General features: G+C 50.4%; 16 protein-coding genes and 1 tRNA gene. 6 read left to right on the top strand and 11 right to left on the bottom strand.

The window, feature by feature from the left end:
• Positions 1-4: 4 nt before the first annotated feature.
• The 5 genes from U9S71_RS09320 to U9S71_RS09300 all read right to left on the bottom strand — a co-directional run bounded on the left by U9S71_RS09320 (position 5) and on the right by U9S71_RS09300 (position 5,092).
• Positions 5-556, bottom strand: a complete 552-nt coding sequence (locus U9S71_RS09320; RefSeq protein WP_326326978.1) for a DNA-3-methyladenine glycosylase I — start codon at positions 554-556, stop codon at positions 5-7.
• 140 nt (positions 557-696) lie between these two features.
• The gene (locus U9S71_RS09315) at positions 697-1,065 is read right to left on the bottom strand and encodes an iron chaperone (protein ID WP_326326977.1); all 369 of its coding nucleotides are present in this window, start codon (positions 1,063-1,065) and stop codon (positions 697-699) included.
• A 111-nt stretch (positions 1,066-1,176) separates the two neighbouring features.
• Positions 1,177-2,550, bottom strand: coding sequence for an FAD-dependent oxidoreductase (locus tag U9S71_RS09310; RefSeq protein ID WP_326326976.1), 1,374 nt, complete (start codon positions 2,548-2,550; stop codon positions 1,177-1,179).
• An 80-nt stretch (positions 2,551-2,630) separates the two neighbouring features.
• Positions 2,631-3,749, bottom strand: a complete 1,119-nt coding sequence (locus U9S71_RS09305) for a metallophosphoesterase (protein WP_326326975.1) — start codon at positions 3,747-3,749, stop codon at positions 2,631-2,633.
• Positions 3,750-3,784: 35 nt separating this feature from the next.
• Complete coding sequence (locus U9S71_RS09300; protein ID WP_326326973.1) at positions 3,785-5,092, bottom strand: MFS transporter; 1,308 nt, start codon at positions 5,090-5,092, stop codon at positions 3,785-3,787.
• 94 nt (positions 5,093-5,186) lie between these two features.
• Between U9S71_RS09300 and U9S71_RS09295 the strand changes: the two genes are divergently transcribed.
• Positions 5,187-5,918, top strand: a complete 732-nt coding sequence (locus U9S71_RS09295; protein ID WP_326326971.1) for an IclR family transcriptional regulator — start codon at positions 5,187-5,189, stop codon at positions 5,916-5,918.
• Here the strand turns inward: U9S71_RS09295 and U9S71_RS09290 are convergent.
• The 3 genes from U9S71_RS09290 to hrpB form a co-directional block, all read right to left on the bottom strand.
• Positions 5,909-6,424: a hypothetical protein gene (locus tag U9S71_RS09290; RefSeq protein WP_326326970.1), complete on the bottom strand. Its 516-nt coding sequence runs from the start codon at positions 6,422-6,424 to the stop codon at positions 5,909-5,911. The genes U9S71_RS09295 and U9S71_RS09290 overlap by 10 nt on opposite strands.
• Positions 6,425-6,430: 6 nt before the next feature.
• The gene (locus U9S71_RS09285) at positions 6,431-6,820 is read right to left on the bottom strand and encodes a hypothetical protein (RefSeq protein WP_326326969.1); all 390 of its coding nucleotides are present in this window, start codon (positions 6,818-6,820) and stop codon (positions 6,431-6,433) included.
• 120 nt (positions 6,821-6,940) lie between these two features.
• Positions 6,941-9,430 carry an ATP-dependent helicase HrpB gene (gene hrpB / locus U9S71_RS09280; RefSeq protein WP_326326967.1) on the bottom strand — a complete coding sequence of 830 codons (2,490 nt, stop codon included), beginning with the start codon at positions 9,428-9,430 and terminating at the stop codon, positions 6,941-6,943.
• 365 nt (positions 9,431-9,795) lie between these two features.
• On the opposite strand from hrpB, the gene U9S71_RS09275 reads away from it, so the two are divergent.
• From U9S71_RS09275 to U9S71_RS09260, 4 genes are read left to right on the top strand one after another with little or no spacing between them, the layout of a single operon-like run.
• A complete protein-coding gene (locus U9S71_RS09275; protein WP_326326965.1) occupies positions 9,796-12,933 on the top strand; it encodes a SusC/RagA family TonB-linked outer membrane protein in 3,138 nt (1,045 codons plus the stop codon).
• Between the two features lie 11 nt (positions 12,934-12,944).
• Positions 12,945-14,702: a RagB/SusD family nutrient uptake outer membrane protein gene (locus U9S71_RS09270; RefSeq protein ID WP_326326964.1), complete on the top strand. Its 1,758-nt coding sequence runs from the start codon at positions 12,945-12,947 to the stop codon at positions 14,700-14,702.
• A gap of 19 nt (positions 14,703-14,721) precedes the next feature.
• On the top strand, positions 14,722-15,135 hold the full coding sequence (locus tag U9S71_RS09265) for a DUF4945 domain-containing protein (protein WP_326326963.1): 414 nt from the start codon (positions 14,722-14,724) through the stop codon (positions 15,133-15,135).
• 10 nt (positions 15,136-15,145) lie between these two features.
• Positions 15,146-16,570, top strand: a complete 1,425-nt coding sequence (locus U9S71_RS09260) for a glycoside hydrolase family 183 protein (RefSeq protein ID WP_326326961.1) — start codon at positions 15,146-15,148, stop codon at positions 16,568-16,570.
• A 35-nt stretch (positions 16,571-16,605) separates the two neighbouring features.
• Here the strand turns inward: U9S71_RS09260 and U9S71_RS09255 are convergent.
• A tRNA-Val gene (locus U9S71_RS09255) sits at positions 16,606-16,680 on the bottom strand.
• A 119-nt stretch (positions 16,681-16,799) separates the two neighbouring features.
• Between U9S71_RS09255 and U9S71_RS09250 the strand changes: the two genes are divergently transcribed.
• On the top strand, positions 16,800-18,317 hold the full coding sequence (locus U9S71_RS09250; protein ID WP_326326960.1) for an acyl-CoA dehydrogenase family protein: 1,518 nt from the start codon (positions 16,800-16,802) through the stop codon (positions 18,315-18,317).
• A 20-nt stretch (positions 18,318-18,337) separates the two neighbouring features.
• Here the strand turns inward: U9S71_RS09250 and U9S71_RS09245 are convergent, their stop codons facing one another.
• Together U9S71_RS09245 and U9S71_RS09240 are read right to left on the bottom strand one after the other, a co-directional pair.
• Entirely contained in the window at positions 18,338-19,588 is a 1,251-nt protein-coding gene (locus U9S71_RS09245) for a DEAD/DEAH box helicase (protein ID WP_326326958.1), read from the bottom strand.
• A gap of 370 nt (positions 19,589-19,958) precedes the next feature.
• Positions 19,959-20,612 carry a hypothetical protein gene (locus tag U9S71_RS09240; RefSeq protein ID WP_326326957.1) on the bottom strand — a complete coding sequence of 218 codons (654 nt, stop codon included), beginning with the start codon at positions 20,610-20,612 and terminating at the stop codon, positions 19,959-19,961.
• Positions 20,613-20,622 lie beyond the last annotated feature (10 nt).

Raw genomic sequence — 20,622 nt, 5'->3', positions numbered from 1 at the left:
GTTTTCATCCCACGGCCCAATTCGGTTTGGCCATCAATATGGTCGCATGGATGGGACAGTCGGGATCATGAGCACCGGGCAGATATCCGGTGCTCATTAAAAATTCATTGACAATCTCACCACCTGTAAACTTAAACGTCTTTTTAAACAACTTCATCCATTCTTGGAGCGACAGGGGATGGTGGTGGTCTAGCCATCGCTCAAATGAACCGAAAGTGCGTTGTATCTCTACAATCGCTTTCGCATTTTCTATGGCGGCATTGATTTTAAGTCGGTTGCGGATGATGCCCGCATCGGCCAGCAGTCGACTCCTATCGGCATCACCATAAGCGGCTACTTTGGCCACGTCAAACTGATCGTATGCCTTTCGGAAGCCTTCCTCTTTCCGTAAAATGGTTTCCCAGCTTAACCCAGCTTGGTTGATTTCCATAATGAGCCGTCCGAACAACTCATTGTCATCATGGATAGGGAACCCATAATGATGATCGTGATAACGTTGATGCAGTACCTTGCGGGCTTCGGGTTGTAAGGTAGGGATGGCCGTGCAGTATGACATGTTTGTTGTTCGTTAGTTATATCCAGCAAGTATGCAACCCACCGGGCAATCCCGAGGGCATATTGCCGTACGGCAAGCTTACTCAATCGAAGTGAATATGATGTCATTTTTTGGTAAAGAGTGGCGCCCGCACCGCGGGATTAATCCGGGTGTGTATACTCATTTTTCCGGAACATCACGATACGTTTGATGAGGTCTAATGGCAACCGTTGATCATTGGGGAGCTGTATGGCCGACCTCGATACCTTATATGATTTTAATTGGGCACCAAACTCCTTCAACAATTCATCGCTCCACGGACTGGAAAGCGAAATATGGTTCGTATAGGCGGAATAATAAATCAGGAAGAATTTACCGATCTTGAATGCCGGTATCTGGTAACTGATTACTTCTTCTACGCCCGGAACCGCCTCCTTAACAATTTCCCGGATTTGTTGCAAACGTTCCCTAGTGCTGCTAGGGAACGTAGCTTGATACTCGTCGATAGTTTTGAAATCTGTCTTTGCCATGCAATTAAAAATGTTGGTATTACGGATGCGTTTTTCCTGTATAACAAAGATCGGACTTCAATGTTGTAAATAAAAAAGGTTTCCTTATTCATTCATTAGCAGACCGTGGTATCAGCCTGCTACGGGTGCAATTATTGCATGCTGATTTAGCAGCGTTTTCTGTACCTTTTTGACATCTACATCGCGCACGGTTACGCCGGTTTGTACAGCGGTGGCCGCAGCGACGCCTGCTGCATGGCCCATCGCACCACAAGTAGCACCCACCCTGAGGGCGGCCATCGCTTCACGATCTACCGATACACACCTGCCCGAAACCAATAGGTTTTCAATCTTCTGGGGCACCATGATTCGGTAGGGAATTTGGAATGGTGACGGAACGTATAGCCTGTGCTGTCCGGAGTGGCCCGCCTGCGGATGTATATCAATAGCCCAAGCACACATGGCTATGCTGTCGTCGAACTTGCGGCCTTCAACTACATCCTTGCCGGTCAGCCGGAATATGCCGTCCACCTGTCTCGTCTCACGAATACCGAGCGTGGATGCACTAGACATTAGCCAGCTCTTTTCGAATCCCTTGAACTCTTTCCGATAAAAGTCCGCCATCTGGTGGGCATTCCGCCTGCCTTCCATCTCGGCTCTGGTCACTTCGGCAGCGACAGCCCCGTTGCCATAAATCCGTGTGCTGTTGACCCAAGGGAAGTTCTCCCGCAAGCCGCCAAACCACGGACCACCATATTCGGGAAATTCGCCGTTTTTGCGTGCTTGCTTTAATCTGAAGCGGTCTACATCGACATCTCGACGGGCGGACTGCCATGCGGTCAAGACGTCGCCTTCCAGATAGCCCGGCTCAGGGCCTATGGGTATCAGGATGTCCTCTTCGTAGTCGATAAAGGTATTGGGCTGTACTTCTGCAAGAAAGAAGCCTATGGTCATGGGCTGCATCTCCTTCGGCAAGGTGTATGGAGCTCCAGCTTTTTCGAAAATAACGCCATTGCCGGTGCAGTCGATAACCGTCTTGGCCATGATAGCCTGCCGGCCGTCAATATTCTCTATGATGACACCGACGAGTTTGTCGCCCTCGAGGATCACATCGGCTGCCCACGTATGCAGCAGACACTTCACCCCATAGTCCATCATCATCTCATCAGCTACCGTCTTCATAATTTCGGGATCGGAGTGCAATACCCAGCTGCGATTATTGGCCGCTCCACCTCTTTTCTCCGCACGGGCCAGCCATTCGCCCATCACGCCGTCAACGTTGCGCTCGTACGGTCGCAACCAGTTGTTGAATCCGGCGAGGGTGATCACCATCCCATTGGTCCACATTCCGCCGAAGGACCCAAGATTCTCGATGACAAGGGTGTTTGCACCGGTTTTTGCAGCACCTATGGCTGCACCAACACCCGATGGACCACCTCCTACGACGAGAACATCTACCTCATCTATAATAGCGATCTCTTTTGGTTCTTCTACATACTTTTTCATGTCTGTTTTTTTATCGTAATACGTAAATTTAGTCTGTATACCTTTTTCTTAATAGCCAGTGGGCGCAGCACTCATTATGCCTATCTGTTGTCAAAAACAAATTCATACTCGTTTCTATCGTCCGTTTTCCACGCTAGATGCCTGGTGGAAGGGGACGACCCGAAAAATGGTGAAAAGGTTTTCACCTTGACGGTTTTATTGTCTGGGAAAAACTCCAGGATACGTAACCACCCGTCGCCTCCGTTACCATGTATGTGCCCTCCTCCGGCACTTTGCATGTCAAAAAGCATTTGGTGCACGGTCTTGCCACCGTCATTTCTGTCTGCCCGGTACCCTTCACCGGAGATATGGCCGCTCATGACCAGTTCGATGTTAGCAGCGGGCTTGACCAGTTTTTCCCATATCTGCCTACCATTATTGGAAAACGGCAACAGGTATCTTTCAGATTTCACGGTTTTGTTATTGATGACGTATGGCTGATAGATAATCCATCGGTTCTGGCCGTCCCAATGTTTGTCGTCGGGACTCAGATAAACATGAGTGAGCAAGACAATACGGTGATTTTTGTATTGCTCCAATTGCGCTACCTTCTTGGCCCAGGTCAACACCGTGTCTCGCGGTGCGTATTCAACCGTCATAAAAAGATAGTCCTTGCCCCCGTTGATAGATTTTACTTCATAAACTGCATTCTGCAGAGACTGCTGCCCAGACTCATTGGTACCATTTTGGACCAACGCGCGCTTATTTAGCCAATTGTCATCAATCTTGATGAATTCATCGAAGCGACTGGTGCGCTTGAGTGTGGTGTCTATACTGAAATCGTGATTGCCTAAGGCGGTAATGTATGGCACCTTACCATTGAATCGGGAAAATGCACGTGCCACAAATGCCCACTGGCTTTCAGCGGACTGGTCGCCATTATGGGCCGGAATCAACAGGTCATTTTGCTCCACCAAATCGCCCGTACATAAAACCATCTTGATGTTGAGGGTGTCGATATTGTCTTCGATCCAAGCCATCATCAGATCGAGGATGGGCTGATTGCGATTCCACTTGGTATAGTTCTGGATATCGGGTAGCAATATCACCGACCACGAGGAGTCGTGTTCCAATGCCGGCTTTTGATAAGCAGGCTGACCGAGGGATGTCACCGTAAACAGCAACGTCAGTAGAATTGTTGAAAGAATGCTTCGTGCCATATTTCTCATTTATATGTTGATTTCTATTCGGTTTTTTAACTAGCAGGGACACGCTCCTTGCGAACCATTGTCCATAATAAAAGCAAAGCGATAGGATGCAGAAATGCCATGGCAATGAATATTTTATCTGCACCCACCGTGCCCATAAACGAGCCGACAAATGTATTGAATAGCACTGCCCCAAATGCACCGCAGCCGCCAGCGATGCCGATGACGCTGGCTACATTATGGACCGGAAACGACTCGGCTACGACAACATTCATTGTTAGAAGCCAGCTGAAACAACCCATGGCCACGATGCTAAACACGATTAAAGTGCCTGCGGCGCTGGGTAGGAGCGGTGTAAGGGCGCAAAGGGGCACAAGACAAGCAATGAAGCTAAGCATACGTTTGCGAGCCATCAAGGGCGAATGACCTTTGCGTACTAAACGGTCCGAAAATGCGGATGACCCGATAGCACCAAAATCGGCAAACAAGAAGGGGATCCATCCGAACATTCCTACTTGCGCAAGGCTCAGACCAGACTCCTCTTGGAGATATCCCGGAAGCCAAAATAGGCAAAAGTACCATACGGGGTCACTTACAAAGCGAATGAGCAGTATACCCCAGAGTGTTCTGGTTTTCCAGAGTTGTAGCCAGGTAAATTTCCCTTGGTCTTCCTTTTCATCGGACGCGACACTTTCCGCTAAAATATGCGCGGGAGGTTCCTTGTAAATAAAGTACCAGATTCCTGCAACCACTATGCCGATAGCGCCTAAGACGATAAAGGCGCTTTGCCAGCCATACTGTAGCGTCAGCCAAGCAATAATCGGAGGGGCTATAATAGCTCCAATAGATCCTCCAGCCTGACAAAGGCTGTTGGCTGTCGCTCGGAGCCGACCGGGAAACCAGATGGTAGTAGCCTTGACAGTAGCGGGGAAATTGGTCGGTTCAGCGAGCCCTAAAACGCCTCGGAAAAAACCAAACTGCCCGACCGTGCGGGAGATACCGCCGCCTATGCAAGAGAGGGACCACGTAATAATTCCCCAGAACATGACCTTTTTAGAACCGAACTTGTCCACTAGCCAGCCCGTGACGGGATACATAGTAGCATAACATATCGTAAAAATGTTGACAATAACGGCATAGCCAGAATCATCTAGGTCAAACTCAACCTTCAGGATAGGTTTTAATACCGAGACAATCTGCCTGTCGATATAGTTAATTACAATCGTCAGAAAGGCGATGGCTATGATAAACCACCTTCTGTTCTCCGGCTTCACAAATATTTCTCTCATAAGCGAAAAAGACCTTCCGATGCTTATGCTTTGCTTCGGTTTATAAATTAACTCTTGGAAACTCAAAGGTAGATTTATGTTCTACATTGACAAATTTTTTGTTTGAAATTTTACAATATAAAATACATGTTTAACTTCGCTGTATATTAGCGTACGTCATATGATTCAAGTACTAAATAGAGCATTGGATATTCTCGAGCTACTGTCTCGTAATTTGGATAAGGAATTATCATTGAGTGAAATTGCAGATCCATTGAATCTTAATCATAGCACCTGTGCAAACATCATCAAAACAATGATCAATAGGGGTTATATAGAGAAACAGAAGGGATACAGATTGGGCAAACAGATGTATTATCTTACCAATAACTTCTCTGTGGAGAAGGAAATAGTCGACTATGCTGCCGATGCAATGAAAACGCTCAGTGACACCCTAAGGGAGAGTTGTATTTTGGCAGTGATAAAAAATCATTCTCGAATAACCCTTCATAAGGAAACTTTTGTGCGGGAACTACAGGTAAACGCACTAGACGAAAAACATGCTTACCTTACTGCTACTGGCCGGCTGTTACTCGCGTATATGGAGCCGGTGGAACGGAATGCATTTATCCATATTTATGGGATACCGGGTACGATGTGGGATAAAATAGATAGTGAGCGGGCGCTCATTCTAGAGCTTCAAGAGATTAATAAGGCGGGATTTGCCGTACATCATGATGAGTCCAATATTGTAGGGGTAGCCATGCCGATATTCCGAAAGGACGAAGCAATTGCTAGCCTAGGTATCTATCTCCCCGAGAACCGTTATACTGAAAAAACCAAGGGAACGATATTTAGGAATTTAGAAAACACGGCAAAGGAAATAAGTGAAAAAATCAATTTTTATAATTGAGGAGTGGAACCGGACTCACGTTTAGGTTGTAATGCCGAATGGAGGAGGTTATTCATGTTTTCCCAAAACAGCAATTGGAATTTGCGGCGTTTTTCGAGCAGGATGAGGCGTACCTCATGGAAATCCATGACCCATACATGCTGTTGTTTGTATCCGCTGATCACCTTGCCGAAGAACCGGTCGATGGATAGCTGGCCATACAGTTCATCGGATATGGGGACCACCTCGGTAAGGTGGTGGGCAATCAGCGCATCGAGCGCATACATGGAAAATGCGCCATCCCCCCGCTGTTGCGGGTTTCCGTTGAGCATGTTATCGATCAGACCGGCCTGCATGTCTTCCACCTCATCTTTAAACGGGTATACCAACTGTTTGAGGGTCTGGGTGTCTTGCTGCTCGATAGCTTTTTTCAGGTCCACGAAGAACGCTTCGACCATCGGTTCGGTCTGTTGGGCCGTTGACCATACCGGGACAACGGCAAAAACGATGATAAGTAGTTTATTCATAATCAATTAAAATGCATCGTTTACACCTACATCCTCCCATACCACCCACACGATTTCCTTGTCGTGCGATGCATAAGCGGGGATAACCATTCCGATCTTGATACTCGACATGTAGATGGGGTCGATGAGTTTCTTTTCCTGGTAGGAAAATGACTGACCCGAACCGGGTTGAATCGTAAACGAGAATGCGTACTGGTGGATGTTGTTGACAATCGTTCCGGTGCGCTCGATGGCGGCGAGGGTAGCCGTACATTTGATGCCATCTGCTTTCAATGCTGCTTTCTCCTTATCGGATACCCCTCCTGTGCCGCCGAAAGTGGTGAGCAATTGCCAACCGAGGATCGCCAACGCAACCACGATAACGATCAGGAAACGACCTTTCTTCGGATTCTTCATCTGTTACGTTTATATTGGTTGGTGTCAAATATAATCACTTAAAAGCGTAACCCATCGTAAAAATGCGACAAAAAAAGCTTGAGTTTGCACCCGCAACACCTCTACAGCCGGGGAAATCTCCTAATATTTATTCCGTCGGGGCGCACCCCTCATTGCCGTGGCTTGGAGCGGATTGTCGGGCCATGCGTGCTTGGGGTAGCGCCGTTTGAGTTCTTTCCGTACCTCGAAGTAGGTGGTTTGCCAGAAACTGCGGAGATCGGCCGTGACCTGCACGGGTTTGAACCCCGGTGAGAGGAGGTGGATCACCACCGGCGTTTGGCCGTCGTTTACACATGGCGTATCGATCATCCCAAACACCTCCTGGAGACGCACCGCGAGTACCGGTGGTTCGCCGATAGGCGAGTATTGGAGTCCGATAGTCGACCCGCTGGGTACGTCCAGCGCCGTTGGTGCAAGCCGATGCAGGGCGGTTTGTTGCTCGAATGATAGACTATGGGTGAGGATGGTGTATATATCGAGCTTCTGTAACGTTTCGATTTTTCGGACACCGGAAAGGTACGGGGCGAGCCACTTTTCTGGCTGCTGCAAGAGGGTGGCGGTAGTTGCATCAGGCCAGTCGTAATTGGGGTGCCAGTGCCGCAAGCTACCTACGCGATTCTGCCACTGCACTACGGCATCAGAAAAGAGAAGTAACTGGAATCCCTCGGTACGGATGGCTTCGTATAAAACGGGCATTACAGCCTCGTCACCGGGTTGGGGGATCGGTACGGACTGGATGGTGAGGTGACCGATGCGTTTGTCTCTGGTAGCCACCACACCTCCTTTTTTGGTGTCCCAAATGATACGTTCGGTCTCGTTGGCCCGCGCGATGAGGTCTGCTGGGTCGACCGTCGACGCGAGGAATACCTTGCCCAGCCCGTCGCGGGCATCGAGTGAGGCGATGGCCAACCAAGCCTCGTGGGCCAGGCCGTCGCCTTCAGAAACTATCGCTCGTTTACCGTTGGCCAACTGGAAGGTGTGGCGCCCGTCGTTCCGCGCTTTGGCGATGCGTTCGGGGTAGGCATGGGTGAGTAAAATACCAGTGGTGTAGGCATCTACCGGGCCATTATCCACCGTCGTGCCCAATAATTTCCGGTAGGAGCGCGCTATCTTTTCAAGGTTATCGAAGCGTTTTCCTTGTTTACCATAAACGCGGTGCCGGCGCAACGCTTCGATGCGGAGGTTGATGTCGATGCCGGCATCGCGGCCAAGCGGGTCGCGCTCCTCGAGCAGCGCCGCAATGTCCGTTGCGAGGCCAGGCTGGTTGATGGTTTTGCCGGCCAACAGCATATGGGCGATACGCGGGTGGCAGGGCAGGGCGTGTATGGCTTGGCCATGGGCTGTGATTTTTTTGTTTTTCAGTGCACCAAGCGCGTGCAACAGGTCGTTTGCCTGCGCCACGCTGCTGGCCGGTGGTGGCGTGAGCCAATTGAGTTGTGCCGCATCTTGCAGCCCCCATTTGGCTGTATCGAGCACGGTCGGGGCCAGATCGGCCTGCAGGATTTCCGGGGTGCGGTAGGCGGCCATGCGTTGTTCGGTAGCGCGCGACCACATGCGGTAGCAGGTACCGGGGCCGAGACGCCCCGCCCGTCCTGTACGTTGGTCGGCTGCATCCAGCGAAATGTGCTCGGTGCGGAGGCGGGAAAGGCCCGAAGGCGGATCATACACCAGGGTGCGCGTATAGCCGCAGTCGACCACCACTCCGATACCCTCAATGGTGAGGCTGGTTTCGGCGATGGACGTGGCCAAAACTATCTTGCGTTGCCCATCCCGGCTGGGCTGAATGGCCGCATGCTGCGCCGCTAAGGGCAGTTGCCCGTATAACGGATGGATGGCCGAAATCATGGGGTGGGCAAGTAACCGTTGTTCACAGCTGCGTATCTCCGCCTCTCCCGGCAGGAAGGCGAGGATATCGCCTTGCTGTTCGCGCCAAGCGCGGATGATGGTGCGCGCACATTGGCTAGCCAGGTCTTCGGGGCTGGAGTCCTCCGTGTGGATGACGGCGACGGGATACATACGCCCCTGGCTCTCGACTACCGGGGCGTCGAGCAGTTGGGCCAGTGCATCGGTATCTAACGTGGCCGACATGACGAGCATGCGCAGGTCGGGCCGTAGCACCTGCTGGCTTTCCCGGCACAGTGCCAAGGATAGGTCGGTATGCAACCGTCGCTCGTGGAACTCATCGAAGATAACGGCTCCCACATCTTCCAGTGCGTTATCCTGGTGCAGCATGCGAGTGAGGATGCCTTCGGTGACCACCTCAATGCGTGTGCGCGAAGACGTTTGGTTTTCGAAGCGGACCCGGTAGCCCACGGTTTCTCCGGCCTGCTCGCCTAGGAGTGCCGCCATACGGCGGGCAATGCTACTGGCAGCCAAGCGGCGTGGTTCGAGCATGATGATTTTGCGACGCTGCAACCATGGTTCATCGAGAAGGGCGAGTGGAACGATGGTGCTTTTCCCAGCTCCCGGCGGCGAACCAATGATAATGCTCGTATGTACAGCGAGTTGCTCCCGCAACTGCGGCACAATTTCCATGATGGGGAGTGCGATATGTGAAAAGTCGACCGGCATAGCCAAGAAACCCCACAAAGATAAAAAACGCAACCAATCCCGCAGCCAATCGATTTGAGAAGCCTACACACGAAAGAACATGGTAAAATACAGTCAGTATAAGCTAAAAAAGAGGTGATTTTACGTCTAAATGTAAATTCTACATTCATCTAAGGGGCTTGTAATGATAAAATACAGTCATCATTGGTTAACGAAGAGGTGTGATGGAACGCGAATACCACCGACCTTCGTATAACGAAGTAGCGCACTGACCGATAGTTGCTGTTCACTATACAGCTGTAACGCACCGTTTTTGTCACTGTGCAGCGAACCGGATGGACCCGGATAAACCCGATAAAATACGATTACCAATTATGATAAGTTTTATGAAAACAGCGATGAACAAAATGATGTTGGCCTGCTTACTGCTGGGCCTTACTGTTCATGCCTATGCCACCTTGCCGCTGCCCACCTTGTTGCAGCCCAAACAGGTGAGGGGAACAGTTACCGAAGAAGGTACCAGCCAGCCGCTGGTGGGTGCCAGTGTTTACATTAAGGGAACGACAGTAGGTACCGTGACAAATGCTACTGGGGCATTCGAGATCGATGTAGCCGATGAAGATGCCATCCTCGTGTTTTCCTACACGGGTAAGAAAGTGGAAGAGCGGCCGGTAAAGGGGCTATCCGTCATCAACGTGGTGATGGGAGAAGACGAGACCATGCTGCAGGAAGTGTACATCGGCTACATGACCCAACGGAAGGCAGATGTTACCGGTTCGATTGCGATGGCTACGGCCGAGGATATTTCCAAAAACCCATCGGCTAATGCCATGAAATCCCTCCAAGGAAAGCTATCGGGGGTACATATTACCACTAATGGAGGTAATCCCGCAGAAGGTGTTACCGTTCAAGTCCGGGGGCTTTCCTCGTTGTCGGGGGGCGTAAAGCCGTTGATCGTGCTGGATGGTATGCCGACGGAAAACCTGAACCTCCGCGATATCAACTCAGCCGATATCGAATCCATACAGGTACTGAAAGATGCGGCATCGGCCAGTATCTACGGTGCACGGGCGTCGGGCGGTGTTATCTTGATCCAAACGAAGAAGGGCAAGATAGGCCAGACCAAGGTGGAGTACAACGGCAGCGTGGCCATGAGTAAGGTGATTAACCGGCCTACCTTGTTGAATGCCGAGCAGTATGGCATCGCCACGTTCCGGGCATATGCTTACGATGAGCAGGTGTATGGCATGGCGATGAATTTGCCGAGCACCTATGATTTCACGTGGCACCGGGATGAAAACGGCCGGCCGGTACTGGAATCGGTAAAACCTGCCGAATGGCTGAATACCGAACAAACGGTGAAGGGTGCTGATACGGACTGGCTTGGCGAAATTCTCCGGCCAGCGGTGATGACCAACCATCAATTGGTGGTCTCCAGCGGTACGGAGCGGTCCAGGAGCCTGTTTTCCCTGGGGTATTACGACAATGAGGGAACACAGATACATACCTTCTTCAGGCAATACTCTATCCGTGCCAACAACGAGTACAGCCTCATCAACAACCGACTGAGAATAGGAGAGAACCTCGCCGTTTCTTACCTGCAATTCCGCGATGCGAATGAGTTGCGTTGGGCATTGATCAATCCGCCCGCTGGCCCCGTTTACGACATCAACGGTGGATGGGCGGGTGCCCCCGGCTTTGATGACTTTACCAACCCGGTGCGCGTATTGACAGATAACCAAGATAATATCGCCAACTACGTGAAGGTGATCGGAAATGTGTTTGCCGATCTGGATATCTGGAATGGCATTTCAGCACGCACGCAATTCGGGGTAGATTACGGCAATTCCTATAGCCGTAACCTGGAAAAGGAATGGTCTGAAACCGGTGGTCGGAACAGCGATGGCGAAAATTACGTGCGGAGCGACCAATCGCATCCCTTGAGTTATGTATGGACCAATACGTTGTCATACAACATGAGCAACGATAAGCATAGCCTCGATGCCGTGGCAGGTGTGGAATATACGCGGTTTGTGCAGGAAGGCTTTTGGGCCAGGAGAGAAGGTGTGTACCTAGAGGATCGCGATTTTGCCCACCTCGGTATTACCACCGGCTCGAAATATTCGCTGGGCAGTTCGGCGGATGAATATGTGTATTTCTCGTTATTCGCCAAGGCGAATTATGTGTACGATCAGAAGTACCTGCTTTCTGCAACTGTGCGCCGCGACGGCTCATCACTCTTCGGTGCAGAAAATAGATACGCAATATTCCCAGCGTTTTCTGCGGGCTGGCGGATTAGCAACGAGCCATTTATGCAGGACCATGAAGTGATATCCGATTTCAAGCTCCGTGCGGGATGGGGCGCAAACGGAAGTGTGCAAGGATTGCCCCGGGGCTATACCTCCACGCCGTTTACAACCGACTACTTTGGTACCTCGTACCCCATCGAGGGTAATGAAAACGGGGACCTCTACTCTGGCTATCGCCGGACATGGCTAGGAAACCCGGCTCTAAAATGGGAAACCACCACCCAAACCGATGTCGCAGTTGATTTTGGTCTCTTTGATAACCGGCTGACGGGATCATTGGGTTATTATTTCAAAAAAACAAGCGATATACTCGTGCAAACGCCTTACATCGCCGCCATGGGTGAGGGTGGTGAGCCTTGGATCAATGGGGCCGATATGAACAACCAAGGGTTTGAATTTGAAGTCGGCTACCGCAACGACCCGCAACGCGAATTCCGGTATGCCATTTCGGCCAATGTGGGAACTTATAAAACCGAAATCGTAAGCTTACCCGAAAACGTAATCAATAAATATCCCGGTGATGGAGTGTATGATCTGGTATTGGGCCTGACACCGCATATCTTGTATGGTCTGGTGGCCGACGGCATATTTAAGACGCAGGCAGAGGTAGATACCCATGCCGAACAACCGGGAAAAGCCGTTGGACGTATCCGGTATAAGGACCTGGATGGAAATGGTGTTGTACAGGACTTTGACCGGGCATATATCGGAATTACCGACCCCGATTTCTTTGGCGGCATGACTGTCGACCTGAGTTACCGCAATTTCGATCTGAACGTGTTTTTTCAAGGTGTCTTTGGGAATCAAGTGGATAACGCCTGGAAGCGCGAATCTGACCTCTGGAACATTACCGTGCCCGCACATAAAAACCACGAGACGCGTATCCTGGATGGCTGGTCGTTCGATAATCCGAACTCCGATATTCCGGCTATCTCCAACTCAACCCAAAATGCTGAAAACCGCTTTTCGAGCTATTATGTGGAAAACGGGTCTTACCTGAAGTTGAGGAATATGGAGCTCGGGTATACACTTCCCGCAGCTGCTTCGAGCAAACTGATGATGCAGCACCTGCGTTTATATGCTTCGGCCCGGAATGTATTCACGTTAAAAAAGAGCTGGGGCGACGACCGGTTTACCAGCATTGACCCCGAGATGCCGGGTTACGGCTACCTGACGCCGTTCTTTTTAACTTTTGGTGTTAATGTTACTTTCTAAATTGTTTGATTATGAAAACGTTTAAATTCATTATATTTTCTTCCGCATTTGTTCTCGCTGCTGCCGGTTGCGCCGATTCCCTGAATGTGGCACCTAAGCAGGTATTGGATGAGTCGCTGCTCACGAAACCCAGCGATATGGAAGGGTTTGTAACCGCGGCATACGCCCGGATAACGGATATCCCATCGTGGGATTCGCCGTTCGCCCCATGGTGGACAGGCTCCTTGCGGTCGGACGATTCATACAAAGGGGGAGGCGGCACCTGGGACGGCGACGGTTGGCATAACATGGAGATTTTCGTCACACTGCAACCGAACGGATGGCCCCTTGACTACCCGTGGTATGTATCTTACCAAATCATCCAGCGGTGCAATACCGCTATACAGCGGTTGAATACCGTTACGGAGGAGGATTTTCCTAACAAAAATTCGCGCCTCGGGGAGGTGACGTTTATCCGAGCGTTTACCCATTTCCGGTTGAAGCAGTTCTTCAAGTATATTCCTTATATCGACGAAAACGTGGTCGGTACTTCGGCCGAATTTGAAGCGGTTGCAAACCGGGACTTGTCGCAGCCAAACGACCAGTACCTATGGGAGCGCCTGCTGGCGGACTTCAAGCGTGCGGAAGAACTGTTGCCTCCGGTACAACCCGAGAAGGGGCGTATTGATAAAAATGCAGCGACTGCGATGGTTGCCCGCACACTCATGTTCATGGCCTATGAGCAGGATGATCGTAACCAGGTGACGGACATTAACAAAGAACGACTTAACGAGGCATTGACATACCTGAATAAACTGACCGATCAGGAAGGCGCAAAGGTGGGCTTGCAACCCGATTTTGCGGAGAACTTTGATATCGCTTTTGACAACAACACCAAAGAATCGATTTGGGAAATCCAGTATTCCATTGACGATGGCAGTTCGTCGGGCGGGAAAATAAACCGAAGCGAGGGTTTAAATCACCCGTTCAATTGGGGCGGATACCAGTGCTGTGGTTTCCACCAAATCAGTTATACCATGGCTAATGCCTTTAAAACCGGTCCCGATGGGTTGCCATTATTCGACACCTACAATGAGACCAGCTACGCAGATGGTGAGGCGGCATATTTTGAAGAAAACACGTTCGACCCCCGCTTTAGCCACACCGCTGCCGCGCCCGGGCTGCCGTGGAAGTACGATGCGGATATGTTATTTGAAAAAGCCGGGATCCGGAACGGGGCAGAATACGGCTATTTCAAATCCATCAAAGAACTGGTGCCGCCCGATTGCGATTGCCTGCTGTACGACGGATGGCAATTCAACTCGATGAATAAACGGATGATCCGCTACGACGAAGTGGTATTGTGGAAGGCCGAAGTACTCATCCAATTGGACCGGTGGGACGAGTCGCTGCCCTTGATCAACAAGATACGGGAACGTGCGGCCAATAGCACGGATCGGCTGGTCATGGTAGATGGATCACCCTCGCTGGATTATCACATCGAGCCCTATAAACCGGGCGTGAATTGCGAGTGGACTAAGGAGTTTGCATGGAAAGCCATGCAATGGGAAAACCGTCTGGAAATGGCTGCCGAAGGGCGCCGTTTCTTCGACCTGCAACGGTGGGGTGTTTTAGAAGAAACGATGAATGAATACTTCGATGTTGAAAAAGACAGGTTCTCGTGGATGGGTGTGGCGCGCTTTACGGCTGGGCGCGACGAGTATTTTCCCATACCGCAGGCACAAATTAACTGGGCAAAAGGTAATTACACACAAAATATTGGGTACTAATAGCAAATATTCGTTCGTTATGAAGAGATTTTCAGTTCATGTCCTGCTGGTTATACTTACCGTTGGAGTGTTTTCAAGTTGTTACGATCGGGGCATCGTGGATAAGAAAGATTTTGACCATTCATTGCCTAATGTAGAAGGCCTGGATTATACCAAGGTGGGAAACACCCTGACGATTACCTGGGATTTTCCGGCCGATATTTCGCCGGCATTTCGGCGTCCGTTGGAGGTGAGTATCCAAAAAGTAGAGAATGATATCTACCGCGATGTCATCATCGCGGGTGGCGAAGGCACGTCGACTGAAATCCCTATCGATTCGGGTAAGTCGTATCGGTTCGTGGTCAAGCTCGCCGGTAATTTATCAGACGAAGCCCGGGAAACCGGAAAGCCAGATCGGGTCTATTCATCCGGTCTGGTACTTGAGGTCCAGTAAATTAAGTGCAATGAGGCTAAGGCATATTAAGCAGGCGGGTGTATATGTCGCTTTAGGCCGATGGCTGTGCCTGTTGGCTGCATGCGGTAGCGATGGCAATATGCCGACGTATGTGCCCACAGATGAGATCACCGCATCGGTTGATACCCTGGTGCCCGATAAGGTGACCAAGAACGTATCGACAACGTTATATTTCGATGATCTCGACGGCATCGCGTACGTGCTAGTGCGGAAAAGCGGGGGCGATCAGTTTTCACGGCAGATAAGCCGGTCGGAGCTTGGTGATGCCTATGCATTTACATACACCATCCAATCGTCCGACCCGGAATCTTTCCGGTTGGTACTTACGGCCCATTATAACGATGGTAACGTCTCGAACGAGCTGTCCCTGCAGGTAGACAACCGTTGGGGGTTTTTTATCCGCAGGGTTACCCGCATTGCGCGGGTAACCGGAAGGCCGATGTCGGGTGAAACATTTGCCAGTCCGAATAATACCGCTACCACATGGAATGTGGGCGGTACGGATCTCGGCGTGGTGTGGGAAATGGAGCCGGGCGCCTATGGCCTCTTCTTTGGCGATACCTATGGTCATGACTTTGCGCCAAACCCCGCCAGCCCCGGTCCTAATGGTGGTAGCTGGCGTAGCAATGTGCTGGCATTCTCGACCGATAAAGATCTGGCGGATGGGTTGACCTTGAGTGCGATGGCCACGGGCAATGGCGGGAACGCCCGCGAGATTATCTACAGCGCCAAGGATGTGTCGGGCAACGGCGATTGGACGTCGATCCCCACAGCGGCCATCCGTGCCGCCGGTTTTGATTATGTGCATTATTTCAACATGCGGTCGTGGACGGGATGGGTTACCAATTACTCGGGGCTTTACAAATCGACCGATGACGGCCAGACGTGGGCAAAATGTGAGGATGTGACCTTCCCGGCCAACAGTTCGTTCGGACAGGCAGGGTATTTCAAGAAAGACGGGTATGTATATATGGTGGGCACACAAACCGGCCGGGATAGTCCGGCACGCCTAGCGCGGTTCTTGGAGGCTGAAATCGAAAATTTGCCGAACTACGAATACTGGGATGGCACAGCTGGCCAGTGGGTACAAGGCGACGAAAACCGGGCAACCGTACTCATCGACGACAAAGTGGGCGAGCTTTCTTTCATCTATAATGAAACCCTTGAAAAGTGGATAGTTGCTTATTTTAATGGAGACCGGTATGAGCTGACCCTACGTACGGCCGACGACATTACCGGACCGTGGAGCGCACCATATACATTGGCGTCGGGCAGCGAATATGCCCAGCTGTATGGTTCTTATATCCATCCCGTATCGGTAACGGGCAACGACCTGTATTTCCTAATGTCGATGTGGCTGCCTTATAACGTGTTTTTGATGAAAGCCGAACTGGCGGACATGGGCGAATTTTAATGGAAAGCCCGGCTTGATGATGGGCCGGGCTACCGTGGGAAATACAGGGCTCGAACCTGTGACCCCTACCTTGTCGAGGTAGTGCTCTGAACCAACTGAGCTAATTTCCCAATGCGTGCTGCAAAAATAGCTTTTTTTGCGGATGGTACAAATCATTTTTATCGGCTCGCTTGCCGGGTAGCCCAACTATTTTCGTAGATTTGTGGAATACTCAACACACAGATAGGCATTGACATCTTTATCAACCCATATAGCAAACGAGAATACGCTGAGCGTTTTTATACAACGTTTCGAGCGGGCGCTCCGTGAGGCTTTTTACGAACAGGCAGATATCAACCAACTTAGTCTCCAACGCGGGCTTCCGGCGGCGGTTTGGACCCGTATTATGAATGAGGTGCCACTATCGGTAGCAATACCGACCGAATATGGGGGTAGGGGCAGTATCGTTAAGGAATGCTTGGCGCTGCTTTCTGCGGCCTCATATGAGTCGCTACCGCTCTCGCTTACCTTTGGTATCAATATCGCGTTGTTCCTGGAGCCAGTATCTAAATATGCTAATGAGCAGGTGAAAGCGCCGATATTTGACCGGTTTTTGACACAGCAGAGCATGGGCGGGTTGATGATTACCGAACCGGATTATGGAAGTGATGCCCTCAATATGCGCACGTCTTACCGTACCGCGGGTGAAGATTACCGAATTACCGGCACCAAGCATTGGCAGGGCCTTACAGGGCAGGCCGACTTCTGGTTGGTGACGGCGCGTGGTCAGCTTCCTAACGGTGAATTGGCCCGGGATATTGATTTCTTCATCACCGACAACGCCGTTCCAGCCCAACAGATTAAAGTGGAACGGTTGTATAATAACTTGGGGCTTTACATGATTCCCTATGGGCTGAATACAATCGATATTCAGGTGCCAGCACAACAGCGTTTGGTTGCCGAAAGCACGGGCATTAAGATGATGCTTGACATCCTGCACCGCAGCAGGATGCAGTTTCCGGGAATGGGCATGGGCTTCATCAAGCGGATGCTCGACGAGGCGATAGGTCACTGTAGCCAACGTATGGTTGGCAGCAGTAACCTACTGGCGCTGGATTCTGTTCAGTTCCAGCTATCGCGTATTCAGGCAGCATATACCATCTGCTCGGCCATGTGCCACCGCAGCAGTCACATTAGCGGCATAGCCAACAATCTTGCTATGGAAGGCATTGAAGCGAACGCAATGAAGGCTTTGGTGACAGATCTGATGCAGGAATCCGCGCAGCTTTGCCTGCAGGTATCGGGCGCCAATGGCTACAAGATCAGCCACATTGCGGGGCGCGGTATTGTAGACAGCAGGCCTTTCCAGATTTTTGAGGGTTCGAACGAGATGCTTTATACCCAGATTGCCGAGATGATGATAAAGAAAATGCGAAAAGGCAAGGAACCTAATCTTGCCGCATTTTTAGCTACATACGATCTTACCCGCGACGCTTCGGCGTATTTTAAAGATACATTGGACTTTGCGCCAGGCGAGGGACTGATGCAGCGGAAATTGGTTGACTTGGGAAAAATAATCAGCCGGGTTATCGCGGCGAGCTATGTGTTGGCCCTCGCTAACGATGGCTTCCGGGACGACTTGGTAACCGGTAGCATTGAACATCTACGCAGGGATATTGCACACCTCGTGTCCAATTTATACTTGGATAGTCGAGTGAAGGTGATCGACGACTATGTAACTGGAAGCGACTGGCTTTCGTTTACCTAAGCCAAGTCGCTCTCAAATTTTTAAACAGCAGCGCGGTAACGGTGCTGCGGCCGCCTACGCTTATTGTTGTTTCGCTTTTTATTCGGATTTGCAGCTGCCTGCGCTTGCTTTGGTTTCTCCTCGTATTCAGTGAGGTCCTTTGGTACGTACGGATGGTCGGTTACCATCGGCAACTGTTGTTTAATCAGCTTGCAGATATCCCAAAGGTATTCACGCTCCTCGATATCACAGAAAGAAAGGGCTGTGCCCAATTCACCCGCCCGGCCGGTACGGCCGATGCGGTGCACATACGTTTCCGGCTCATTGGGCAGGTCGTAGTTGATGACCAGTTGTAACCGGTCAATATCGATGCCCCGCGCGGCGATGTCGGTAGCGACCAACACCGTGATGGTACCCGCTTTGAATGCTTTCAACGCCTTCTGGCGGGCCTGTTGCGATTTGTTGCCGTGGATGGCTTCGCCGCTGATGCCTACCTTCCGTAGTTTACGGACAATTTTATCGGCCCCGTGTTTTGTACGGGAAAACACCAAAACATTATCACCACCTTCCTCGCGCACGAGGTGGGCGAGGAGGTTGATCTTATCGGGCTTGGCCACCGGGTAGACGGCTTGCTTGATGGTATCGACTGTAGAAGAAACGGGCGCAACGGCAATCTGCTTCGGGTTGCGGAGGATGGCACTGGCCAGTTTTTCGATCTCCTTGGGCATGGTTGCCGAAAATAACAACGTTTGGCGATCGGTTGGAATCATGGCGATGACGCGCTGGATATCCTTGATAAAACCCATGTCAAGCATGCGGTCGGCCTCGTCTAACACGAGGAACCGGACACTTTGCAGCGATAATACCCGTTGGTTGATGAGGTCGAGCAGTCTGCCGGGCGTAGCTACCAATATTTCCGGACGCCTGCGCAGCTCCTTGATCTGGTTGACCGCTGAGACGCCGCCGAATACGACGGTATGCCGCAGATGGGTCTTACTCACGTATACGGCAATGTTTTCGCCGATCTGTATGGCAAGTTCCCGCGTAGGTGCAAGGATAAGCGCTTTGGGCCCGCGATAGGTCCCCTCGTTTTTCTTCACCAGCAACTGCTCGATGATGGGCAGCGAAAAGGCGGCTGTTTTGCCGGTGCCTGTTTGCGCACATGCCAAAACATCGTGGCGTTGTAAAATAGTGGGGATGGCTTGTTCTTGTATGGGGGTGGGGGTTTCATAACCCGCAGTTTCCAAAGCCTCCATAATGGGCTTGGAAAGATTCAATGATGTAAATTGCAAAATGTTAATATTAAAGATGTTGAATACATAACAACATCGCTACCCGGTCTAATACGGATATTTTGAGCGGATGGCTGCAAAGGTAGGCATAATTATCGGGAAAGGTGTTTCATGATAAGCAATCACCTCCGAGCGGCGTCCTACGCCCGCCACCCGGAAGGCAATTGTTAGTTTACTTGTTGGTTCTCTCAATGCTATGCATCGCCCTCAGGTATCTCGTCAATTTCTGTTTTCGTTTATTCTTCGTTATCCTCGTCAATATTGCTCTCTTTATAGTAATGAGCCACATCATGTTGATTTAATGTTTAAGGTTATTTAAGTAGTGTTAGATACGATTGTTTCGAATTGCATTTTGGTCTGATTGGTGATGTCAAGCATCAACAAGCTTTTTCTTTTTTATGCCGAACCGTTCGGCGCAATGGCTAAGCATATAGCTCTTTCCACGGATTAAATAGGCGAGAAACATAGCTTCGCTTAGCTTGTCCAAGTACTCAAAGATTTGGTACGCGTTGTCGTAGTATTCCGAAAAACTTTCATCGCTGAATACCAAACGTATCATTTCGTCTAAGGTAGTTTGCCATTCAGCGAGTGTTTTGAAAGTGAAAAAGACCTCCATGAACCTGCGTAAATCCCAAAATTCGTCTATCGTTAATTTATTAAACTTAACGAGCGTACCTTTATACATATCTTCGTCGTAGATTTCCCGGCAGAGGCCTACTACTTCTGTTCGGTATAGCGGGCTTTCTCTCGCGGTTTTCCAATCAGGGTAGCGAACCATTAAGACGTAGAGTAATTCGATGTGTTTGAGGAATCGCTCATATAGAAAAAACATTTCGCCGTAATCTTGTCCGTTGAAGCCGCTGTTTCGGCAAGCAGTCGCGCGGATGAATCGATGCGTGTCTTCTGCTGTATAATCCAACGAAGTCTCACTACAGCATAATTCCACCAACGCTATTAGCGGGTTTTCGAACTCTTCGTCGGTTAGGTGCCGGAATTTTCTTCTTTTTAATTTCTTAATTTCCATGGTCTAGTTT

Source organism: Parapedobacter flavus, from assembly GCF_035818675.1.
GTDB lineage: Bacteria > Bacteroidota > Bacteroidia > Sphingobacteriales > Sphingobacteriaceae > Parapedobacter > Parapedobacter flavus.
Note: the sequence above shows the minus strand (reverse complement) of the source record. Positions and strands in the feature narration are given on the sequence as shown.